At 73.2% G+C, this 21115-nt stretch carries 21 protein-coding genes; 9 read left to right on the forward strand and 12 right to left on the reverse strand.

What is annotated here, in order from left to right:
* Positions 1-9 precede the first annotated feature (9 nt).
* The 3 genes from E4623_RS15835 to E4623_RS15845 all read left to right on the forward strand — a co-directional run bounded on the left by E4623_RS15835 (position 10) and on the right by E4623_RS15845 (position 3581).
* Positions 10-1002, forward strand: a complete 993-nt coding sequence (locus E4623_RS15835) for a C40 family peptidase (RefSeq protein WP_245155110.1) — start codon at positions 10-12, stop codon at positions 1000-1002.
* A 61-nt stretch (positions 1003-1063) separates the two neighbouring features.
* Positions 1064-2347 carry a hypothetical protein gene (locus tag E4623_RS22710; protein WP_167736676.1) on the forward strand — a complete coding sequence of 428 codons (1284 nt, stop codon included), beginning with the start codon at positions 1064-1066 and terminating at the stop codon, positions 2345-2347.
* Positions 2340-3581 (forward strand): M48 family metallopeptidase, encoded by a 1242-nt coding sequence (locus E4623_RS15845; RefSeq protein WP_134767503.1) that lies wholly within the window; start codon positions 2340-2342, stop codon positions 3579-3581. The genes E4623_RS22710 and E4623_RS15845 overlap by 8 nt, the downstream gene beginning before the upstream one ends.
* Before the next feature lie 3 nt (positions 3582-3584).
* Here E4623_RS15845 and E4623_RS15850 read toward each other — a convergent pair whose 3' ends face one another.
* The 10 genes from E4623_RS15850 to E4623_RS15895 form a co-directional block, all read right to left on the reverse strand.
* The gene (locus E4623_RS15850; RefSeq protein ID WP_134767504.1) at positions 3585-3782 is read right to left on the reverse strand and encodes a Flp family type IVb pilin; all 198 of its coding nucleotides are present in this window, start codon (positions 3780-3782) and stop codon (positions 3585-3587) included.
* A 12-nt stretch (positions 3783-3794) separates the two neighbouring features.
* Positions 3795-4016 (reverse strand): Flp family type IVb pilin, encoded by a 222-nt coding sequence (locus E4623_RS15855; protein WP_134767505.1) that lies wholly within the window; start codon positions 4014-4016, stop codon positions 3795-3797.
* 168 nt (positions 4017-4184) lie between these two features.
* Entirely contained in the window at positions 4185-4838 is a 654-nt protein-coding gene (locus E4623_RS15860; protein ID WP_134767506.1) for a response regulator transcription factor, read from the reverse strand.
* A gap of 89 nt (positions 4839-4927) precedes the next feature.
* Positions 4928-6460, reverse strand: a complete 1533-nt coding sequence (locus tag E4623_RS15865; RefSeq protein WP_134767507.1) for a histidine kinase — start codon at positions 6458-6460, stop codon at positions 4928-4930.
* Positions 6461-6473: 13 nt separating this feature from the next.
* Positions 6474-7391 (reverse strand): type II secretion system F family protein, encoded by a 918-nt coding sequence (locus E4623_RS15870; RefSeq protein WP_134767508.1) that lies wholly within the window; start codon positions 7389-7391, stop codon positions 6474-6476.
* A 1-nt stretch (position 7392) separates the two neighbouring features.
* Positions 7393-9315, reverse strand: a complete 1923-nt coding sequence (locus tag E4623_RS15875) for a type II secretion system F family protein (protein ID WP_134767509.1) — start codon at positions 9313-9315, stop codon at positions 7393-7395.
* On the reverse strand, positions 9312-10799 hold the full coding sequence (locus E4623_RS15880; RefSeq protein WP_134767510.1) for a CpaF family protein: 1488 nt from the start codon (positions 10797-10799) through the stop codon (positions 9312-9314). Before E4623_RS15880 ends, E4623_RS15875 begins: the two co-directional genes overlap by 4 nt.
* Positions 10796-11995, reverse strand: a complete 1200-nt coding sequence (locus tag E4623_RS15885; RefSeq protein ID WP_134767511.1) for a P-loop NTPase — start codon at positions 11993-11995, stop codon at positions 10796-10798. Before E4623_RS15885 ends, E4623_RS15880 begins: the two co-directional genes overlap by 4 nt.
* A gap of 5 nt (positions 11996-12000) precedes the next feature.
* On the reverse strand, positions 12001-12714 hold the full coding sequence (locus E4623_RS15890; protein WP_134767512.1) for a hypothetical protein: 714 nt from the start codon (positions 12712-12714) through the stop codon (positions 12001-12003).
* A gap of 151 nt (positions 12715-12865) precedes the next feature.
* Positions 12866-14695 carry an AMP-dependent synthetase/ligase gene (locus E4623_RS15895; RefSeq protein WP_134767513.1) on the reverse strand — a complete coding sequence of 610 codons (1830 nt, stop codon included), beginning with the start codon at positions 14693-14695 and terminating at the stop codon, positions 12866-12868.
* Between the two features lie 103 nt (positions 14696-14798).
* Here E4623_RS15895 and E4623_RS15900 point away from each other — a divergent pair, with 103 nt between their 5' ends.
* The 5 genes from E4623_RS15900 to E4623_RS15920 are packed head-to-tail and all read left to right on the forward strand — an operon-like array spanning position 14799 to position 19091.
* Positions 14799-15248, forward strand: coding sequence for an SRPBCC family protein (locus tag E4623_RS15900; protein WP_134767514.1), 450 nt, complete (start codon positions 14799-14801; stop codon positions 15246-15248).
* Positions 15249-15273: 25 nt separating this feature from the next.
* A complete protein-coding gene (locus tag E4623_RS15905; RefSeq protein WP_134767515.1) occupies positions 15274-16488 on the forward strand; it encodes an ArsA family ATPase in 1215 nt (404 codons plus the stop codon).
* Positions 16485-17003 (forward strand): hypothetical protein, encoded by a 519-nt coding sequence (locus E4623_RS15910; protein WP_134767516.1) that lies wholly within the window; start codon positions 16485-16487, stop codon positions 17001-17003. The genes E4623_RS15905 and E4623_RS15910 overlap by 4 nt, the downstream gene beginning before the upstream one ends.
* On the forward strand, positions 16987-17991 hold the full coding sequence (locus E4623_RS15915) for an ROK family glucokinase (protein WP_134767517.1): 1005 nt from the start codon (positions 16987-16989) through the stop codon (positions 17989-17991). The genes E4623_RS15910 and E4623_RS15915 overlap by 17 nt, the downstream gene beginning before the upstream one ends.
* 20 nt (positions 17992-18011) lie before the next feature.
* Positions 18012-19091 (forward strand): ROK family protein, encoded by a 1080-nt coding sequence (locus E4623_RS15920; protein WP_134767518.1) that lies wholly within the window; start codon positions 18012-18014, stop codon positions 19089-19091.
* On the opposite strand, the gene E4623_RS15925 is transcribed toward E4623_RS15920, so the two are convergent.
* A complete protein-coding gene (locus tag E4623_RS15925) occupies positions 19039-19473 on the reverse strand; it encodes a hypothetical protein (RefSeq protein ID WP_134767519.1) in 435 nt (144 codons plus the stop codon). The genes E4623_RS15920 and E4623_RS15925 overlap by 53 nt on opposite strands.
* A 9-nt stretch (positions 19474-19482) precedes the next feature.
* Entirely contained in the window at positions 19483-20265 is a 783-nt protein-coding gene (locus E4623_RS15930; protein ID WP_134767520.1) for an alpha/beta fold hydrolase, read from the reverse strand.
* A 118-nt stretch (positions 20266-20383) separates the two neighbouring features.
* Between E4623_RS15930 and E4623_RS15935 the strand changes: the two genes are divergently transcribed.
* Positions 20384-21115, forward strand: coding sequence for a lysophospholipid acyltransferase family protein (locus tag E4623_RS15935; RefSeq protein WP_134767521.1), 732 nt, complete (start codon positions 20384-20386; stop codon positions 21113-21115).

Below are 21115 nucleotides of genomic sequence, written 5' to 3' on the forward strand. Positions count from 1 at the left end.
CGCCGCGTAGTGACCAACCCACGCCGGGTGCGCCTCAGCGCCATGGTCTCCGGACTCGCGCTCGTCGCGACCGCCGGCCTCGTCACCAGCTCGCCGGCCCAGGCCGAGCCCGACATCGACGACGTGCAGACGCGCGTCGACACCCTCTTCCACGAGGCCGAGCAGGCCCAGGAGAGGTATCACGACGCCACGATCGAGCTCGACGAGCTGCAGGACGACCTCGACTCGCTCGAGGCCGACCAGCGCGCCGCCCAGAAGTCGCTCGACGGCGTCCGCACCGACGCCCGCGAGAGCATCCTGCGTCAGTACACCGGGGGCGGCAACGACCTCGGTGCCGTGACCGAGGTCGTGACCGCCGGCGACGCCGGGGCCTTCCTCGACCGCCTGTCGACGATGTCGTCCTACCAGGACCTCCAGGACGGCGTGTTCGACGACTACGCCACCGGCCTGGAGGCGCTGGACATCCGCCGCGACGCCGTCCAGAAGCGCGTCGACCAGGTCGCCGAGATCGAGGCCGACCTGGCCGAGGACAAGGAGATCGTCGACGACAAGCTCGCCGACGCCGAGGCTCTCCTCGACCGTCTCAAGGAGGAGGAGCGCGAGGCGATCCTCTCCCGCGGCAGCGACCGCGTCCCCTCCGACGTCCCGGTCTCCGGCCGGGCCACCGCCGCCGTGAACTACGCGCTGGCGCAGGTCGGCGACTCCTACGTCTACGGCGCCGCGGGTCCCAGCGCCTTCGACTGCTCGGGCCTGACCATGATGGCCTGGGCCCAGGCCGGCGTCGGCCTGCCGCACTCCTCGAGCGCCCAGTACTCCTCCGGCGCGCGGGTCGCGGTCTCCGACCTGCAGGCGGGCGACCTGGTCTTCTACTACAGCCCGATCAGCCACGTCGGCATGTACATCGGCAACGGCATGATCGTCCACGCCGCCAACCCCGGCGCGGGCGTCAAGATCTCCCCGCTCAACGAGATGCCCTACGTCGGCGCGGTCCGGCCCGGCTGATCCGCTGACCGAGCACGCCGTGAGGACCGGCCGCCCCCGATGGTGGGTGGCCGGTCTTTCGTTGTCCGTGCTCCTCGGCGGCGGCCTGGTGGTCCGTGGCCTGGTCGACGACGGTCCTGACGGAGACGTCCCCTACCGGGCCTCCGCCCCGACGGCTGCGCCGGCCGTCGTCGAGCCCGCCGGGGCGGCCCAGGCGCTGCAGACCCTCGCTCGCGCCCTCCAGGAGGGCGACCGGTCGGCCGCGACCGCTCTCGCGCCCCCGGACGACGCCGCCGCGGCGACCCGGCTCGGCGACCTGGTCGACGCGGCCCGCGCGATCCGGCTCGATGACGTCACGCTGCGCTACGTCGACGAGGAGGACGGGGTCTCCGCCGACGGCGCCTGGTCGGCAGCGGTCGACGCGACCTGGTCCTACCGCGGCTTCGACGACGTCCCGACCGCGGCCGAGGTGCGGGTGGGCTTCCGGGCCGTCGACGGTCGCGTCGCGGTGACCGGCATCGGTGGCGCGGGCGGCGCGGGCGGCACGGGTGGCACGGGCGGCACGGGTGGCGGCGGCGCCGGCACCGGGCTGCGCACGCCGGTCTGGATGAGCGGGCCGGTGGTGGTGGCCCGCGACCGCGACGTCCTCGTCGTCGCGGCGGCCGAGCGCGGCACCGAGCCCTACCTGCGGCGCGCGCGGGCCGCCGCTCCGGCGGTGGCGGACGTCGTCCGCGACTGGCGTCCTCGACTCGTCGTCGAGGTCCCCGCCGACACCGCGGCCCTCGAGCAGACCCTCGGGGTCGAGGCGGGCTACTACCAGCAGATCGCGGCCGTGACCGGCACCGGCGGCACGGCCGCCGACGGGGCGGCCGACGCGGGTGCCGTGCACGTCTACGTGAACCCCGACGTCTTCGACGGCCTCGGACGCGTCGGCCAACAGGTGGTGCTGACCCACGAGGCCACCCACGTCGCCACGGCCGCGCCCGGGAGCGCCGCGCCGACCTGGTTGGTCGAGGGCTTCGCCGACTACGTCGCGCTGCGCGACACGACCCTGCCCCTGACCAGGACCGCGGGCCAGGTCGCCGACCTGGTCCGCGCCGACGGGTTGCCCGCGGCGCTCCCGGACGAGGCCGAGTTCGACACGCGCGGACCCCACCTCGGTGCCGCCTACGAGGCCGCCTGGCTGGCCTGCGTCACGCTCGCCGAGCGCGGCGGGCAGGACGTCCTCGTCGACCTCTACGCCCGGGTCAGCGACGGCGAGGCGCTCGAGGAGGTCCTCCGGGGCGGCTTCGACTGGAGCGAGGCCGACCTGGTGCGGGCCTGGCGCGACCGGCTCGCCGGACTCCCGGGCGCGGTCCGTGGCTGACCGGGCGACCGAGCGGCGGGTCGCCCTGGCGACGTTCGTGCTCGGGGCCGTCGTGCTGGTGGTCGCCGGCGCCGTGCTGGTGCCGTGGGACGCCGTCCCGGGCGGCCGGGTGACGCCGGTGCCCGTGGCGAGCGTGCTCAACTCCGAGGAGGTCGCCCGCGCCGAGGCGTACTCGCGGTGGGCGCGGCTGTGGTCCTGGTCGTCGCTCGGCGTCTCGGTCGCCGTGGCCTGCTGGTTCGGCCTGACCTCCCGTGGACGCCGTCTCGTCGAGTGGCTCCCCGGACCGTGGTGGGTGCAGGTTCCCCTGACGGTGGCCGCGCTGACCCTCGTCGGTCGGCTGGTGACCTTCCCGTGCGCGGTCGCGCTGCGGCGCCTGCGCCTCGACGAGGGCCTCACCCGGCAGTCGTGGACGGCGTTCGCGGGCGACGTGGTGCGCACCGAGTCCGTCGCGATCGTGTCGACCTCCCTCGCCGTGCTGGTGCTGGTCGGCTGCGCCCGGCGGTGGTCCCGCGCCTGGCCGGCGGTCGTCGGTGGCCTGCTCGCGGTGCTGGTGGTCGCGGGGTCGTTCCTCTACCCGCTGGTGGTCGAGCCGCTCTTCAACGACGTCGAGCCGCTGCCCGACAGCCAGCTGCGGAGCGAGGTCCTGCGCCTCGCCGACGAGGAGGGCGTCGCGGTCGACGACGTGCTCGTGGCCGACGCCTCCCGACGCACGACGACCCTCAACGCCTACGTGTCCGGGTTCGGGAGCACCCGCCGCGTGGTCCTCTACGACACCCTCGTCGACTCGGCGAGCCAGGACGAGACGCTGTCGGTGGTCGCCCACGAGCTCGCGCACGCCCGGCACGACGACGTCGTGACGGGCACCGTCCTCGGCGCCGCGGGCGCCCTGGCCGGCGTGGGTCTGCTCGCGACGGTGCTCGGCGCCGCCCGGCGCCGTGGCGCGCCCGCGGCGGGCGAGCCGGCGTCCGTGCCCCTCGTGCTGGCACTCGTCGCGGTCGCGATGCTGCTCGTGTCGCCGGTGACCAACGGGGTCAGTCGTCAGCTCGAGGCCCGCGCCGACGTCGATGCGGTCCGGGCCACCGACGACGTGCCGGCGTTCGTCGCCGTGCAGCAGCGGCTGGCGCAGAGGTCGCTGGCCGACCCGACCCCGCCGGCGTTCGGCCAGCTCTGGTTCGCCAGCCACCCCGGCCTGCTCACCCGGGTCGCGATCGCGCAGCGGGTGGGTCAGCCGTAGGGGTCAGTCGCCCTGGCAGTTGCCGCCCTCGGGGGCAGCTCCTGTCTCTTCCTGGATCTTGTCGCACGTGTCACCGAACATGCTTCCCACCTGGCTGCCGAGCAGCACGACGATGACCACGATCAACGCGGCGATGCCGACCAGGATGAGGCCGTACTCGACGGCTGAGGCACCGCGGTCGTCCTTGCGGGACTTGGTCATAAGCACCGCGCGCTATTCGCACTTCTTCTTGACGTTGGTGTTGCCGTCGCGCGCCGCAATCTTGTCACAGGTGTCGTCGAAGGCACTTGTGATCTGGTCGCCGAGCAGGAACACGACTGCGACGATGATCGCCGCGATGCCGGCTACCAGGAGGCCGTACTCCACCGCCGAAGCGCCACGCTCGTCCATGCGCGCCCGGTGGGAGTCCAGGAGGATGCGCAGGTAGGTGACCATTCGGGATGCTCCTTGAGAGGTGGGACGGGTTGGCCTGCCCGAGAGATCACGACAGACCCGTGCCGCTCCAGTGTCGTGGGGGCGCGGCGGCGATTGATCGGCGGATCGTGCAATTCTCTCTAGTCACGAATGACTAGTCCGTATGGCCCGGTCGGGCCATGCGGCCGGTCAACGCTCGGTCGGCTGGATGCTCGAGAGCAGACCGACCCGCATGGCCGTCACAAGGGCCTGCGCCCGGTTCGCGGCCCCGAGCTTCTGGTAGATCCGTGCGATGTGGGACTTCGCCGTCGACTCGCTCAGGAAGAGCCTGTCGCCGATCGCGGCGGCGCCGAGGCCGTCGGCGAGCAGCAGCAGCACGTCGTGCTCGCGCTCGGTGAGGCTGGCCGACTCGCCCGACACGCGCCGCATCATGGCGCCGGCCAGACCGGCGCACACGAACGCCCGGGGCGAGACCGCTGCGTGCCGCGCGGCCTTGACCACCTCGGAGGAGGGGGCGTCCTTGCCCACGAACCCGGACGCGCCGGCCTGCATCGCCGCGAAGATCTGGTCGTCGCCGGAGTGCATGGTCAAGACGATGAGGCCGGTCGTCTGGCTGGCCTTGCGGATCGCGCGCACGATGTCGAGGCCGGTGCCGTCGGGGAGCTGGAGGTCGGCGACGACGACGTCGGGCTTCAGCTCCTCGTAGATCGACAGCGCCTCGCCCACGGTCCCGGCCGTGGCGACGACGTCCATGTCGTCCTCGAGGTCGATGACCGAACCGAGTCCCTCGCGGATGAGCTCGTGGTCGTCGACGAGGAGGAGCCGGGTCGGAGCGTCGCTCATGCGGTCCTCCGGGCGGGGAACGTCGGGGTCATGGGAGCACTCTGTCAACACTTCGGCCGGGGGGAAAGCACCCCCCGCGAACCGATGCGTCACCGGGCCGGTCCGACCCGCACGGCGACGCGGAGCCCACCCTCGGGGCGGTTGTCGATCGCCAGCTCCGCCCCGATCAGGCGAGCCCGCTCGCGCATGATCTCGAGCCCGTGCGAGTCGGCGCGCCCGGGCTGGAGGCCGCGCCCGTCGTCGGAGACGGTGATCAGCGCGTCCGGCGCGTGGACCTCGCAGTGGACCTCGATCACGGTGCACCGCGCGTGCTTGACGGCATTGTTCATCGCTTCTTGGGCGATGCGGAACAGCTCGGCCTCGACCTCCGGGCGCAGCCTGGCCGCCTGCTCGTCGAGGGTGACCTGGATGGGGATCCGGGAGGCGTCGCTGAGGTGACGCGCCACGCCGCCGATCGCGGTGCCGAGGCTCTCGGCCTCGCCGATGCTGGTGCGGAGGGTGAGCACCGACTGGCGCACCTCCGCGACCACGGCGGTGATCCGGTCGCGCAGCACGGCGAGCTGTCGGCCCTGCTTCTCGTTCGCCGGCGCCGCCGCCAGGGCGTCGACCAGGTAGCCCAGCGAGGCGATGTCCTGCGCCACCCCGTCGTGCATCTCGCGGGCCAGCCGCTTGCGGACGTCGGCCGAGGCCGCGTCGCGGAAGTCGGCGAACAGCACGGCCGTGTCGAGCTGGACCGCGGTGGGTGCCAGTCGTCCACGCAGCGCGTCGAGCGTGCGCCGCAGCTCGGTGGGCTCGCGCGCGGCTCCGGGCGGCACGACGCCGCCGAGGACGGTGGAGTCGCCGACCGGGAGGGCGAAGGCGCGGTCACGGAGCACGGTCTCGCGGCCGGTCCAGGCGAGGGCCGACACGCTCTCGGTGTCGGTGCTGTCGACGCCGTGCTGGCGTGCGGCGAGCGGGACGAGCACGTCGCCCCGCGGTGCGTACAGCACCAGGCTCTCGGTCGGGACGGCGTCGCCGACCTCCTCGAGCACGGTGCCGGCGAGGGTGGTGACCTCGAGGCCCGAGCTGAGGTCGTCGGAGAGGTTGATCAGCTGGCGCAGCAGCCGCTGGGCGTCACGGTAGGGCGCCAGGAGGTCCGGGGTCGCGCGGGCGTTGACGTGCACGAAGGCGCCGATGAGGCCGAAGCCCAGCCCGGCCAAGCCCCACGTGAAGATCGCGAGACTCTGCGTGTCGGTGAGGGGCCCCACGACGGTCAGGGCCCCGAAGACGACCGCCGTCAGCGTGGCGACCAGCGCCAGGGCGCCGATCCGAGGACCTCCGAGGAGGGCGGCGACGAAGGGCGGCAGAACGAGGGCCAGGAGGATGGTGGTGAACGGTGTGACCGAGACACCGCACACGATGCCGACGGCGGCGCCCTCCACCACCGGACTCAGCTGTCGCAGCTCCGGCCTGCCCTCGGCCAGGGTGGCGGTGGCCCAGATCGTGGCCAGTGCCGCCAGAGCCAGCAGACCGTCGCTGCGGTCGAACAAGTCGTCCGACGTGAGGAGCACGTTGGCGCCCAGGACGACGAGCATGAAGCAGCGCGCGACGAGCGCGACGCGGAGGGACTGCTGGGGGGACACGGGGGGCCGCCTGTCAGAAGTTGTCCATGAGCGTGATCGCCGCCGGCCCGAGGACGGCGATGAACAGGCACGGGAGGATGAAGAACACGAGGGGGAAGGTGATCTTGACCGGGACCTGCTGGGCCTTCTCCTCGGCCCGCTGCCGGCGTCGGACCCGCATCTCGTTGGCCTGGACCCGGAGCACCTGCGCGGTCGGGATCCCGAACGCGTCCGCCTGCACCATGGCGGTGACGAACGTGCGGACGTCCGGCACGTTGGTGCGATCGGCGAGCGCTCGCAGCGCGGCGGTGCGGCTCTGGCCGATCTGCATCTCGCGGAGCATCCGGGAGAACTCCGCCGACAGCGGACCCTCGGTGTGGCGCGACACCTGCTGGCAGGCGGCGTCGAAGCCCAGACCGGACTCCACGCTGATGGTGAGCAGGTCGATCGCGTCGGGCAGCTCGCGCTGGAGCCGCTCGGTCCGCTCGTAGGCGGCCTGGTAGAGGTAGAGGTCCGGCAGGAAGAAGCCGAGCACGAGGCCACCGCCGACGAGCAGCACGGAACCGGTCAACCCGAGGTGGAGGAGGATGGCCAGCGCAGAGCCGGCGGCGAGGAGCGCGACCGCGCCCATCACCTTGACCGACACCACCCGGTCGGCGTTCCAGTCGCGGGGGTTGCCGGCCAGGTCGAGCCGACGGCGGAGTCGTTCGGCGGAGCCGGCCCCCGTCAGTCGACGGCCGACGGCGAGAGCGCGCTCCTGGAGGGGCGCCAGGACGCGCTCGGCGAAGGGCCGGTCGTCCTCGCCGGGACGAGGGCGCACCGGCGCCGCCGTCATCGTGTCGAGGAGCTCGACCGACCGGTCCACGCCGCGGGTCGTCGCGGATCGGCCGGCGCCCACGGCGACGAGCACGAGGGCGCCGGTGACGAGCAGGGTGCCGAGGACGAGCAGCACGTCAGACCTCCACCTTGACCAGGCGGCTCATCCACGCGATGCCGATGCTCAGCCAGACCGCGGAGAAGACCAGCATGATCAGACCGCGGAGGTCGGTGAACAGCGGCTCCACGTAGGAGGGCTGGGCGAGGACCAGGTAGAGCAGGAACGCCGGTGGCAGCCCGCCGAGGACCACGGCCGACAGCTTTCCCTCCGCGGCCAGGGCGTCGACCTGGCGGCGGATGAACTCGCGCTCCCGGATGGTGCCGGCCACCGTGGTCAGCAGCTCGGCCAGGTTGCCGCCCACCTGGCGCTGGATCCGGATCGCCATCACGACCCACCGGAAGTCATCGCTGTCGAAGCGGTCGGCGACACCCTCGAGGGCGTCGTCCAGCGGCACACCGAGCCGGATCTCGATGAGCACCCGTCGGAACTCCGCAGCGACCGGATCCGTGCCCTCACGGACGATGGTGTCGATGGCCTGCAGCATCGAGAGGCCCGCCGAGAGCGACCCGGCCATCAGCTGGAGCGTCTCGGGCAGCGCGGACTCGAACTTCTGACGGCGTCGTCCACGTCGAAGGCCCAGCCAGAACCAGGGCACGACGACGCCGAGCGCGGTGAGCAGGAGGACCACCGCGGGGTTGCCCCTGCCCAGGAGCAGGCCGAGCAGCAGCGCACCCACCGCGAGAGCGGCGTGGAGCAACAACCACTCGGATGCCTTGAGGGCGCTGCCGGCGGAGGTGAGGCGGGCCGAGATCCGCTCCTCGACGCCCTGGTTGCGGCGCAGGACCTCGTCGATGGCCTCGGTCGCCTGGGTGAGGATCGGCGCCTCGGGCTCGTCCTTGGCCGTGCCGCGCCGGATGTCGGCCGTGTAGCTGGCGATGCGGGCCTCGGCCGTGTTGGTCGCCGGCGCGACCGGGAGGAATCCCAGGAAGGCGAGCAGCACCGCTGCGGCGACCAGGCCGGCGGCCGCGAACATCACCCACGGGGGCAGCACGGGCCCACCGCCGGGATCGAAGGAGGGTGGCGTGGCGCTCTCGTCGGGAACCTGGCTGCGCGGCAGCTGGTAGAGCGACCGGTCGAGGAGGGGGCCGCGGCTCGAGGCCAGGACGATCTCGACCTGGACGGGATCGACCAGGGCACTGCGCGGCACGTCGATGGTCACGGAGACCTGCCGCGCCAGCTCTCGTGCCTGCTCGGTGTACTCGCGGTCGAGCTCGTCGCGGTCGGCACCGATGACCTCGCCGGCGGCTCCGGTGATCTGGTCCAGGATGGGGCGGATCCGGTCGGCCTGGTCGAGGGCCACCGCGTTGACCGCCACGTCGGACGCGTCCACGACTGCCTCGACCGACTCCGGTGTCATCGTGCTGGTGTCACGCCCGTCGGAGAGCAGCAGGACGCTGCCTGCACCGGCCGTGCCGGCCAGCGCCACGGACTCGATGACCGCCTCGTAGAGGCGGGTGCCCTGGCCGAGCTCGAGGGCCTCGATCTCCTCCAACGCGTCCTGGCGAGAGGTGGTCGGCGACAGCACGGGGTCGACGACGCTGTCGAAGGAGACGATCCCGACGCGCACGTCGGCCGGCACGACGTCGAGGAAGGTGCGGGCGGCCTGCTTGGCGGCCTCGAACTTGGCCCCGCGCATCGACCGGCTCGTGTCGATGGCGAGGATCGTGGTGCGCTCGACGAGGTCCTCCACGTCTGAGAAGTCTCCGGCCTCGGTGGGGTAGTCGACACCGGCGACGCTTGCCCGCACTGCTCCCGGTGCGTCCGCGTCGACCGTCGCGTCCGGTGGTACGTCGACCAGGAGGACCAGGCCGCGCTTGGTGTAGTCGAGACTGCGGATGTCGGTGCCGTCGTCGGCCGTCGCCGGCGCGGCCGTCGCCAGCAGGAGGGCCGCAGTCCCGAGAGCTGCTGCCGCGGCCCCGAGCCGCGCACGCCACGTCACCCCCGGTCCCCGCTCAACAGCTGCGGGTCGAGAGCGACGTTCGCGTAGGCGAGCTTCTCGAGGAAGCCCGGACGGTGCCCGGTCGGGCGGATCCGACCCAGGGCCCGACCGTCGCCGTCGAAGCCGGCGGTGTTGTCGAAGACGAACAGGTCGTGCAGCTCCACGGTCTCGCCGGCCAGCCGTCCCACCTCGGTGACGTGCGTGATCCGGCGGGACCCGTCCTTGAAGCGCGTCTGGTGCACGACCAGGTCGACGGCCGCCGACACCTGCTCGCGCACGGCCCGGATCGGCAGCTCCATCCCGGCCATCAGGACCATCGTCTCGAGGCGCGACATCGCGTCGCGGGCGCTGTTGGCGTGCAGGGTGCAGATGGAGCCGTCGTGGCCGGTGTTCATCGCCTGCAGCATGTCGAGCGCCGAGGCGTCACGGACCTCGCCGACGATGATCCGGTCGGGCCGCATGCGCAGGCTGTTGCGGACCAGGTCGCGGATGCTGACCTCGCCACGGCCCTCGATGTTGGCGGGACGCGACTCGAGGCGGACGACGTGCGCCTGGCGCAGCTGCAGCTCGGCGGCGTCCTCGATGGTGACGATCCGCTCGTCGTCCGGGATGAACGACGACAGGACGTTCAGGGTGGTCGTCTTGCCGGCACCGGTGCCGCCGGACACCACGATGTTGAGCCGCCCCCGCACGCACGCCTCGAGGAAGCCGGCCGACTGGGGTGTCAGGGTGCCGCTGTTGACGAGGTCGTCGATGCCGAGCGGGTCGGCGGCGAACTTCCGGATCGTTAGGGCCGAGCCGTCGATCGCGAGAGGGGGGACGACGGCGTTGACCCGGCTGCCGTCGGGGAGACGGGCGTCGACCATGGGGCTCGACTCGTCGACGCGGCGGCCGATGCGGGAGACGATCTTGTCGATGATGCGTCGCAGGTGCGACTCGTCGGCGAACCTCGCGTCGGCCCGCACCAGGCGCCCGGCCCGCTCCAGCCAGATCGAGTCGAACCCGTTGACCATCACCTCGGACACGTCCGGGTCGCGCAGGTAGGGCTCGATCGGGCCGAAACCGAGGATGTCGTCGGTGATGTCCTCGGTCACCCGGCCCCGCTCGGTGTTGCTGAGCGGCCGGTCCTGCGAGCCGAGCACCTCGGACAGCACCCCGCGGACCCGCTGCTCGAGGTCCTCCTGGGCCATGTCGGCGTCGTAGAGGTGCGGGCCGAGCTGGCGCAGGAGCGCGACGTGCACCGCACTCTTCAGCGCTTCGAGGCGGTTCGCGGGCGCCGCTGCGGCGACCCGGTGGCTGCTCGGGCCGCCGGACGGGCGGGTGGTGGCCGGTGACGCCACGGCGGCCAGTGCTGCGGACAGCGGGTCGACCGGCGCCTCGGTCTCCGGCGGCTCCGGACCGGGACCGACGGGGTTGGGCGCAGCTCCGTCGCGAACGGCGGCCAGGCGCTCGGCGAGGCTGCGGGGCCGTGGGCCGGTCGTCATGCCGAGGCACCCTTGCGACGGCCGAACATCCCCTTCCGCGTCGGGGGGGCGAGGGCGAGGTGTCGCCCGTCGGAGGGAGCGGGTGCCGCGACCGTGACGCCCGACATGGACGCGGCGAGACGCCGGATGGCCTGGCTCACCGGGTGCATCGGGTCTCCCGCGACGATCGGTGTGCCCGAGTTGGTGGCGGCGGCAACGGCGAGCGACGACGGCAGCTCGACGGCCACGGGCATCCCCAGGATCGTCTGGACGCGATCGAGGTCGATGCCCACCGCCTCGTCGGCGCGGTTGATGAGGAGGTGGCGGTGGCCGCGGGCGATGTCGAGCACGTCGAGGGTCTCGAGGGCGACCTTGACGTTCTTCAGCGTCGGCACGTCGAGACCGGCCATGACGACACACTCGTCGGTCTCGTCCAGCGCGGTGAGGATCTGGTCGTCGAAGGACGGTGGGGTGTCGACCACCACGAAGTCGAAACCCTCCTTCAGCGTGCGGAGCACCTTCACGACCAGTGCGGGGGTGACCCGCTCCCGGACGTCGGGGTGCAGCGGCGCGGCCAGCACCATCAAGGAGTCCTGGTGCCGGGTCAGCAACCCCTCGAGCGCCGCCAGGTCGAGGGAGACCTCGGAGCCGATCGCCTGCTCAATGGTGTGGGTCGGGAAGAGCTGCATGGTGATGGCGACGTCGCCGAAGGCGAGGTCGAGGTCGACCAGGCAGACGCGATGTGCCCCGCCCTCGGAGAGGGCGAGGGCCAGGTTGACGGCGACGGTGGTCTTGCCGACGCCCCCCTTCGGGGAGAACACGGTCACCAGCCGTCCGACCCGACGTGCCCCGGACGGCCCCCGGAGCGCTCTCGAGGTGTCGTAGGCCTGCCGCACGGCTCCCTCGAACGCAGGTCCGTCCCCGAGGGCGACCACGTCGCGGGCGCCGGACTTCATGGCCCGCACCACGGTGACGGTGTCGAGCTCCCGCACCACGAGGACGACGCTCACCGTGGGTCGGGCGGAGCGGAGGTCGTCGCACACGGCGAGACAGACCTCGAGGTCGGTGCTCGGGCCGAGGACGACGACGTACTCGTCGGGATGCCGGTCGAGCCACGGGGCCAGGGGGGACGGCGAGGAGATCGCGTGCGAACCGGGAGGAAGCAGCGGCAGGAGAGCGGCGACCGCGGCGTCGTCCGACTCGACGAGGACAGGCATCGAGGTCAGCCCGTCGTCTCTTGGTCCGCGGCGTCGTTCGTCGCGACCTCGTCCACCCGCATCCGGATCGACAACGTGTCGTCGAACGTCGCCAGCTGGAGCTCCTCGGCCTCCGCCGGCGGCAGGGCGACCGTCACGAGGTCCGGGGAGAGCTCCTCGCTCCCGGGCACCTCGAGGGGCGTCAGCCCGTCGGGTCCGAGCACGAGGTTGCCGATCGCGACCACGAGGACGTCGTCCTCGAGGACCACGTCCTTCGGCACGCCCGCCACGCCACTACCGGCGACGGGGACCTGGTAGACCGTCACCCGACTGCCCGGTTGGGTGAAGGCGCCCCGCTCCGCAGGGTCGAGCGCCACGCTCACCGGGACCATGCCGGTGGGAACGCCCGGCGTCGCCACGACCCCGAACTTGCCGGCGAGCAGCTGCTCACCCGGGTAGATCCGCGTGGTGGCCACCAGGCCGGTGAAGTCGTCGAGCTCGTTGCTGGAACCGGTGATCACAGCCGAGCGTGGGACCTTCACCCGGTCGAGACGCCCGGTGGCGAGGAGCTCGGAGAAGCGCTCACCTGGCTCGATGGTGTCGGTGGCCACCACCCGCTCCACGGAGTCGAGCTGGTCGGCGGCCCGCTCCTCGGCTCCCTGGGCGTAGGCGTAGACCAGGCCGGCGCCGAGCACCGCCATCACGATCGCGACCACCAGCAGCACCATGCGTCGGCCCACTACCCGTGCCTCTCGTCATCCCGCGAGCACGAACTCCATCGCGGCCGGATTACCGCGCGTCACTCTAGTGCCCCGGAGGGACATCCCGGGGGAACGACAGGGCGTGGGAGGCGTCGCGATGTGCCCGGATGTGCCCGGACGTGCCGCCGGCTCAGAGGTAGAGCGCGGCGATCTCGTCCTTGTACTCGCGGACGACGACGTTGCGGCGCAGCTTGAGGCTCGGCGTCAGCTGGCCGCCCTCCTCGGTCCAGTCGGTGGTCAGGACGCGGAACTTGCGGATCGCCTCGGCCTTCGAGACGGCGGTGTTGGCGTCGTCCACGGCCGTCTGGATGGCCGCGAGCAGGTCGGGGTCGTCGGCCAGGTCGGCGACGGGGTCCTTGCCGACCGGCTTGCCGTGGGCCTCGGCCCACAGCGGCACCGACTCCTCGTCGAGGGTGACCAGGGCCGCGATGAACGGCTGCCGGTCGCCGACGACGAGCGCCTGGCTGACCAGGGCGTGGGCGCGCAGGCGGTCCTCGAGGACGGCCGGGGCGACGTTCTTGCCGCCGGCGGTCACCAGGATCTCCTTCTTGCGCCCGGTGATCCGCACGAACCCCTCGTCGTCGACCTCGCCGACGTCGCCGGTGTGGAACCAGCCGTCGGCGTCGATCGCCTCGGCGGTCGCGTCGGCGTTGCCCCAGTAGCCGCGGAAGACCTGGCCGCCGCGGGCCAGCAGCTCGCCGTCGTCGGCGATCCGGACGGCGGTGCCGGGGAGCGGCCGGCCGACGGTGCCGACCTTCTGCGCGTCGGGGAGGTTGACGGTGATCGCGGCGGTGGTCTCGGTGAGGCCGTAGCCCTCCAGGACGGTCAGGCCGATGCCGCGGAAGAAGTGCCCGAGCCGCTCGCCGAGCGGCGCGCCGCCGGAGACGGCGTACACGCAGGACCCGCCGAGCGCCTGCCGGAGCTTGCCGTAGACGAGCCGCTCGAACAGCGCGTGCCGACCGCGCACGGCGAGCGAGGCGCGGCCCTTCTCCTGGGCGCGGGACCAGGCGATCGCCGTGTCGGCGGCCCGGTCGAAGATCTTGCCGCGCCCGTCGGCGGTCGCGCGCTGCGAGGCGGTGTTGAAGACCTTCTCGAAGACGCGCGGCACCGCGAGCACGAACGTCGGGCGGAACTCCTGCAGCGTCGGCACCAGGTTGCGGACGTCGGCGCTGTGGCCGAGCCGCACCCGGGCCTGGATCGCACCCACCTGGATGATCCGGGCGAACACGTGCGCCAGGGGGAGGAACAGCAGCGTCGAGGGCTGCTTGCCGTCGGTGGGCTGGAACAGGGCGCCCAGCTCGTGGACGGCGACGCCCAGCTCGGTCTGGAAGTTGCCGTGCGTGAGCATGCAGCCCTTGGGCCGCCCGGTCGTGCCGGAGGTGTAGATGAGGGTCGCGACGTCGTCGGGACCGGCGCTCGTGCGGCGGGTCTCCAGGTCGTCGTCCGAGACGTCGTCACCGAGCCGGGTCAGGACGGCGACGGCGCCGTGGCCCGCCCCGTCGCTCGGCGGGTCGATCGTCCAGACGTGGCGCAGGTCGTCGAGCGAGCCGCGCACCGACGTGATCCGGGCCAGGTGCTCGGCGCTCTCGGCCACCACGGCGCGGGCGCCGGAGTCGCGCAGGATCCACTCCACCTGCTCGGCCGAGGACGTCTCGTAGACGGGGACGGTGACGGCGCCGGCGAACCAGATCGCGTAGTCGAGCAGCGTCCACTCGTAGCGGGTGCGCGAGAGCAGCGCCACCCGGTCGCCGGGCTCGATGCCGGCGGCGACCAGCCCCTTGGCGACCGCGGCGACCTCGTCGCGGAACGTCGCCGCGGTGACGTCGGCCCAGGTGCCGTCGTCGGAGCGCCGCGCCAGGACCACCACCTCCGGCGCCTCGACGGCGTTGCGGACCACGTCGTCGCTGAGGTTGCCCGAGGTGGGGAGATCGACGGTCAGAGGGGTCGAGAACTCACGCACCCGTGCACGCTACCGCCGCGCCGCGTGGACCCGCGATCCGGTAGCCTCCGACGGTCCCGTCCAGCCCGCCCAGCAGTGCTCCTCGGAGCAGAGAGAGGTCCCGATGGCCGAGCAGACCACCTCCTCGATCACGGTCGACGCCCCTCCGGCGGCGGTGATGGACGTGATCGCCGACTTCGAGTCCTACCCCACCTGGGCCAAGGGCGTGAAGGTCGCGGAGACCCGGTCGTCGTACGCCGGCGAGCACCAGGACCGTGCCCGCGAGGTGTTCTTCGCCCTCGACGTCGCGCCGGTCAAGGACGAGTACACCCTCGCCTACGAGTGGGACGGCGACCGCCAGGTCACCTGGACCCTCGCGGAGGGCAAGATGCTCAAGGCCCTCGACGGCGCCTACGTGCTGCGCGACCTCGGCAACGGCTCGACCGAGGTGACCTACCGGCTCGCCCTCGACGTGTCGATCCCGATGATCGGCATGATCAAGCGCAAGGGCGAGAAGATCCTCATCGACACCGCGCTGAAGGGCCTCAAGCAGCGCGTCGAGTCGCTCCAGTGACCCCCTGACCGACCACCCCGACAACTTGCGCATCCTCCTCTTCACCGGCAAGGGCGGCGTCGGCAAGTCGACGGTCGCCGCGGGCACCGCCGCGCTCGCCGCGGCCGCCGGGCACCGCACCCTGGTGCTGTCGACCGACGCCGCGCACTCGCTCGGCGACGCCTTCGGGGTCGAGGTCGGCCCCGAGCCGACCGAGGTCGCCGCGCGGCTCTTCGTGCAGCAGGTCGACGCGCAGCTGCGCTTCGAGCAGTCGTGGGCCGAGGTGCAGGGCTACCTCGTGTCGGTGCTCGACGTCGCCGGCGTCGACCCGGTCGCGGCCGAGGAGCTGACCGTCGTCCCGGGGGCCGAGGAGGTGCTGGCCCTGCTCGAGCTGCGGCTGCACGCGCTCTCGGGGGAGTGGGACGTCATCGTCGTCGACTGCGCGCCGACCGCCGAGACGCTGCGGCTGCTCGCGCTGCCCGAGGCCCTCGGCTGGTACATGCAGCGGATCTTCCCGACCCAGCAGCGCGTGATGAAGGCCCTGCGGCCGGTGCTGACCCGCGCGGCCGGTGTCCCGATGCCGGGCGGCTCGGTCTTCGAGGCGGTCGAGCGGTTGCACGCCGAGCTCGGCGAGGTCCACGCCCTGCTGTCCGGGCCGGGCGCGAGCGTCCGGATCGTGCTCACCCCCGAGCACGTCGTCCTCGCCGAGGCCAGGCGCAGCCACACGAGCCTGTCGCTGTTCGGCTACCGCGTCGACGGCGTCGTCGCCAACCGGGTCTTCCCGGCCGGTGGCGCCGACGAGTGGCGCGCGCGGTGGGTCGCCGCCCAGGACGACGTCCTCGCCGAGGTCGCGGAGTCCTTCGCCGACCTGCCGGTGTGGCGCTCGGAGTACCGGTCCACCGAGCCGGTCGGCGTGGCCGCGCTCACCGAGGTCGCCGCCGGGCTGTACGACGGCGCCGACCCCCTCGCCGTCCCCACCGGCGACGGCCCGTTCCGGGTCACCCGGAGCACGGAGGGCGCGGTGCTCCACCTCGCCCTCCCGAACGTCCAGCGCGCCGACGTCGATCTCGCCAGGCACCACGACGAGCTCGTCGTGACCGTGGGGTCGTATCGTCGACTCCTCACGCTCCCGGCAGGACTGGCGCGGCTGCGCGTGGCCGGCGCCCGGGTCGACGACGGGGAGCTGCGGGTGCGCTTCCGCGAACCGACCGGGGACCGCAGCGGTGGCCCGTCAGGCGCCACCGCAGGACAGGAGAGATGACCTTGAGCCGTGACGGCGGGCCCGAGCCCACCCCCGCAGGACCCGACGCCGACGGCAGCGCCTCCGGCAACGCAGACAGCAACGCCGCGAGCGACGTCGGGAGCGTCGGCGAGGAGGCGGCCAAGCTGCTCGGCGCGCTGGGCGGGTGGGCCCGCGACTCCGCCGATGCCGGACCGGACGCCGGGCAGGGCGCCGGCGACGGCGCCGGCCACCGCGCCGGACCCCGCGCCGGCCAGGGCGGGCTGGGTGGGTTCGCCGGTCACGCCGCGCAGGCGATGTCGGGGATCGACGAGCACCTCGCCACCGCCGCCGCCGAGTGCACCTACTGCCCGATCTGCCGGACCGTGCACGCCGTGCGCAACACCAGCCCGGAGGTCAGGGAACACCTCGCGAGCGCGGCGTCCTCGCTGCTGCTGGCGCTCAACGGGCTGGTCGCCGCGCGCCCGCACCGCGGACCCGACTCGCCCCCGGACGAGCAGTTCGAGAGGATCGACCTCGATGGCGACGACGACTGACCCCCGAGGGTCCACCACCGAGACCCCTGACGGCACTGCGCACGGCACCGCGGGGGGTCTGACCTGCGGCATCGACGTGGGCGGCACCAAGATCGCCGGCGCCGTCGTCGACACGCAGGGCCGCGTGCTCGACGAGCACCGCGTCGTGTCGCCGGCCACCGACGCCGAGGCCGTCGAGGACGCCATCGCCGAGCTCGTCGCCGAGCTGGGCAGCCGCCACGAGCTGACCGGCGTCGGCATCGGCGCCGCCGGCTACGTCGACTCCGGCCGCGCCGTCGTGATGTTCGCCCCCAACGTCGCCTGGCGCGACGAGGACCTCGGCACCGAGATCCAGAAGCGGGTCGGGCTGCCCGTCGTCGTGGAGAACGACGCCAACGCCGCCGCCTGGGGCGAGTTCACCTTCGGCGCGGCGTTCGACGTCGACGACATGCTCATGGTCACCGTCGGCACCGGCGTGGGCGGGGGCATCGTGATCGACGGCGAGCTCTACCGCGGCGGGTTCGGTGCCGCGGCCGAGATCGGGCACCTGCGCGTGGTGCCCGGCGGCCGGCTCTGCGGCTGCGGCAACCGCGGGTGCATCGAGCAGTACGCCAGCGGCTCGGCCCTGGTGAAGGTCACCCGCGGGCTCGCCTCCACCCCCGAGGCCGCCGCGCTGCTCGAGCGCGCCGGCGGCGACGCCGCCGCGATCAACGGGCCGCTCATCACCGCGGCCGCCGCCGACGGCGACCCGTTCGCCATCGCCCGGGTCGCCGAGGTCGGACGCTGGCTCGGCGAGGCGATCGCGTCCCTGACCGCCGTCCTCGACCCGGGAGCCGTGGTGGTCGGCGGTGGCGTCAGCGAGGCCGGCGACCTGCTGCTCGACCCGGTGCGGGCGGCGTTCGAGAGCGAGCTGACCGGCCGGGGTCACCGCCCCGTCCTGGAGATCCGGGCGGCGTCCCTGGGCAACCGGGCCGGTGTCATCGGCGCGGCCGACCTGGCGCGACGATGAGCGCGGGCTGAGGCAGCGACATGGTGCTCTACATCGGCGTCGACGTCGGCGGGACGAAGGTCCTCGCCGGTGAGGTGACGCGCGCCGGGACCGTCGTCCGGACGGCGCGGCGCAGCACACCGGGCCGCCGGGTCAGCGTCGCCTCCGTCGAGGACGCGCTCACCGAGGCGGTCCTCGACGTCGCCGCCGGGCGCCGGATCGCCGGCGTCGGCCTCGCCGCGGCCGGCTTCGTCGACGCCGCGGGGGAGCGGGTCATGTTCGCCCCGCACCTGCCGTGGGCCGGCGAGCGGGTGCGCGAGCGCCTCAGCAGGCGGTGGGGCGCCCCGGTGGCGCTCGACAACGACGCCAACTGCGCGGCGGTCGCCGAGACGGCGTTCGGTGCCGCCCGCGGTTCCTCCTCGGCGCTGATGATCACCCTCGGCACGGGCATCGGCGGTGCGATCGTGATGGCGGGCCAGCTGGTGCGCGGTGCCCAGGGCATGGCCGGCGAGTTCGGCCACATGCAGGTCGTCCCCGACGGCCGCAACTGCGAGTGCGGGATGTCGGGGTGCTGGGAGCAGTACTGCTCCGGCAACGCGCTGGTGCGCTTCGCTCGCGCCCACCTCGACCCCGGCCCCTCGATCCTCGGTGACCTCTGCGACTCCCGGCCGGAGCAGCTGACCGGGCCGATGGTCACCGCGGCGGCCGAGCAGGGCGACCCGGTGGCCGGGCAGGCGTTCGCGGCGATCGGCGAGTGGCTCGGCGTCGGCCTGGGCGGACTCACCTCCGCCTTCGACCCCGAGCTCGTCGTCGTCGGCGGCGGCGTGTCCGCCGCAGGCGACCGTCTCCTCGAGCCGGCCCGCGCCGCGCTGGCCCGCACCGTCGTCGGGGCCGGCCACCGCACGCCGCCTCGGGTCGTCGGCGCCCGGCTCGGCCCGGAGGCCGGGCTGATCGGCGCCGCGCTGCTCTCCCGCTCGGCGCGCTGGGCCGGCTCGGCCCGGTCGGCGCGCACCGCTCGCAGCGTCCGTGGCGTCCAGACGATCGGCGCCGGCGACTACCGCGCCGGCGTCATAAAACCGCGCCGTCGTCGTCCGGATCGCGGGGCTCGCGGGTCATCGTGAAGACCAGGTAGAGGAAGCCGCCCACGAAGCCGGCCACCAGCAGGTAGGCCACCAGCTCGGGCACCCGCACCTGGAGGACCAGGCAGATCAGCAGGATCGCCGGGGAGCCGAAGACCCCCGCCCACGCCGCGTGCCGGTCGGGCGTGGGCGTCGGGATCGGCGGCGGCTCGGGCGGCACGAACCGGTCGGTGCTCCAGTCGGAGTCGGGGTACTCGTCGTCCCAGGTCGCGCTCGCCCGCTCGCGCGGCAGCGGGGTGGACGTCGGCTCCGGCTCGGGCGTCGGCTCGGGCCGCGACGCGGCCGGGGCGTCGTCCTCGACGGTCGGCCGGTCGCCGTAGTTGTCGACGATCGCCTTCCAGGCCTCGTCGTCGTCCGTGGGCACGCCTCGACTTTACGCGGCCGTCACGCGGGCCACGAACTCCGCGCTGCCGGCGAAGATCGTGGGGGCGTCGTTGTCGAGGGTGGCGACGTGGAAGCTCTCGGGCAGCGGCACCTCGGTGACGTCGGTCGAGGAGACGCCGCCGAGGATGATCGGCTGCGAGGCGTCGTCGACGACGTGGTCGACCGCGGAGCGGAAGTAGACCAGCGGGCAGGTCACCCGGGGCAGGTCCGCGATGATCGTCGGCCAGGTCTGCGCGAACGAGTGGATCGCCTTGAGCGGCGTCCGGTCGTAGCCGTGCTCGAGCTGGCCGGGCTTCTTGATGTCGTTGGCGATGCCGGGGAGCGACGGCACCACCCGCTTGAGCACCGGCAGCAGCTTGACGTCGCGGCGCCGGGAGGCGACGGCGGGGTTGACCAGCATCAGTCCCGAGACCCGGTCGGGGTGCTCCTCGGCGACCCGGATCGCGAGCGCGCCGCCCATCGACAGCCCGCCGACCACGACGGCGTCGTTCTCGAGGCAGAGCGCGTCGAAGGCGCGGGTGAGCTCGCCGTACCAGTCCTCCCAGCGGTGCGCGTTCAGGTTCTGCCAGGTGGTGCCGTGCCCCGGCAGCCGCGGCACGGCCACGCCGTAGCCGCGGTCGGCGAGGTGCTGCCCCCAGGGCTTGATGGAGTACGGCGAGCCGGTGAAGCCGTGGCTGAGCAGGACACCGATCCGACGGCCGCCGGTCAGCTCGGGCCGGGCGGCGACGGTGAGCGGCTCGTGCAGGGGGTCGAGGGACCGGTCGAGGGACATGGCGCGATCATGCCGCACGCCGCGGCGGTGAGACGCGCCGCAGGACTGGTGAGGCAGGCCACGTGAGGGTCTACGCTGCGCAGGTCGGTCCGGCAGGTCGCGTAGGAGGGGTGTCGCGTTGTTCTACTGGTTCCTCAAGTGGATCGCTCTGGGGCCGCTGCTCCGCGTCGTCTTCCGTCCGCAGGTCGAGGGTGACGACCACGTGCCCGCCGAGGGCGCGGCCATCCTGGCCAGCAACCACCTGTCCTACGCCGACTGGTTGTTCATGCCGCTGACCCTCCCGCGGCGCGTCACCTTCGTCGCCAAGGCCGAGTACTTCACCACGCCCGGCATCAAGGGCTGGCTGCAGAAGCAGTTCTTCTCCGGCGCCGGCCAGGTGCCGATCGACCGCTCCGGCGCCGACGCGGCGGCCGGCGCGATGATGTCGGCGAAGAAGGTCCTCGACGCCGGCGGCCTCTTCGGCATCTACCCCGAGGGCACCCGCTCGCACGACGGCAGGCTCTACCGCGGCAAGACCGGGGTCGCGCGACTGGCGCTCGAGACCGGCGTCCCGGTGGTCCCGACCGCGGTCGTCGGCACCGACGTGGTGGCGCCGCCGGGCAAGAAGTTCGGCACGTTCACCCGCCCGGTCGTGCGCTTCGGCAAGCCGCTCGACTTCTCGCGCTACGAGGGCATGGAGAACGACCGCTACATCCTGCGCTCGATCACCGACGAGATCATGTACGAGATCATGCGCCTCTCCAGCCAGGAGTACGTCGACAAGTACGCCGGCGTCGCCAAGGAGGAGTCGAAGAAGGCCGAGGCCGGGGCGAAGGCCGAGGGCGCGGCAGAGCAGAAGAAGGCGTCCTGA

Origin of the sequence: Nocardioides sp. 1609, assembly GCF_004522105.1 — a bacterium.
Lineage (GTDB): Bacteria > Actinomycetota > Actinomycetes > Propionibacteriales > Nocardioidaceae > Nocardioides.

Bases quoted from the DNA above. Each gene is read 5' to 3' on its own strand.
- E4623_RS15850 (WP_134767504.1), bottom strand. From the start codon at position 3,782: ATGACCAAGTCCCGCAAGGACGACCGCGGTGCCTCAGCCGTCGAGTAC.
- E4623_RS15855 (WP_134767505.1), bottom strand. From the start codon at position 4,016: ATGGTCACCTACCTGCGCATCCTCCTGGACTCCCACCGGGCGCGCATG.
- E4623_RS15860 (WP_134767506.1), bottom strand. From the start codon at position 4,838: ATGAGCGACGCTCCGACCCGGCTCCTCCTCGTCGACGACCACGAGCTC.
- E4623_RS15880 (WP_134767510.1), bottom strand. From the start codon at position 10,799: ATGACGACCGGCCCACGGCCCCGCAGCCTCGCCGAGCGCCTGGCCGCC.
- E4623_RS15885 (WP_134767511.1), bottom strand. From the start codon at position 11,995: ATGCCTGTCCTCGTCGAGTCGGACGACGCCGCGGTCGCCGCTCTCCTG.
- E4623_RS15900 (WP_134767514.1), top strand. From the start codon at position 14,799: ATGGCCGAGCAGACCACCTCCTCGATCACGGTCGACGCCCCTCCGGCG.
- E4623_RS15910 (WP_134767516.1), top strand. From the start codon at position 16,485: ATGACCTTGAGCCGTGACGGCGGGCCCGAGCCCACCCCCGCAGGACCC.
- E4623_RS15915 (WP_134767517.1), top strand. From the start codon at position 16,987: ATGGCGACGACGACTGACCCCCGAGGGTCCACCACCGAGACCCCTGAC.
- E4623_RS15920 (WP_134767518.1), top strand. From the start codon at position 18,012: ATGGTGCTCTACATCGGCGTCGACGTCGGCGGGACGAAGGTCCTCGCC.
- E4623_RS15930 (WP_134767520.1), bottom strand. From the start codon at position 20,265: ATGTCCCTCGACCGGTCCCTCGACCCCCTGCACGAGCCGCTCACCGTC.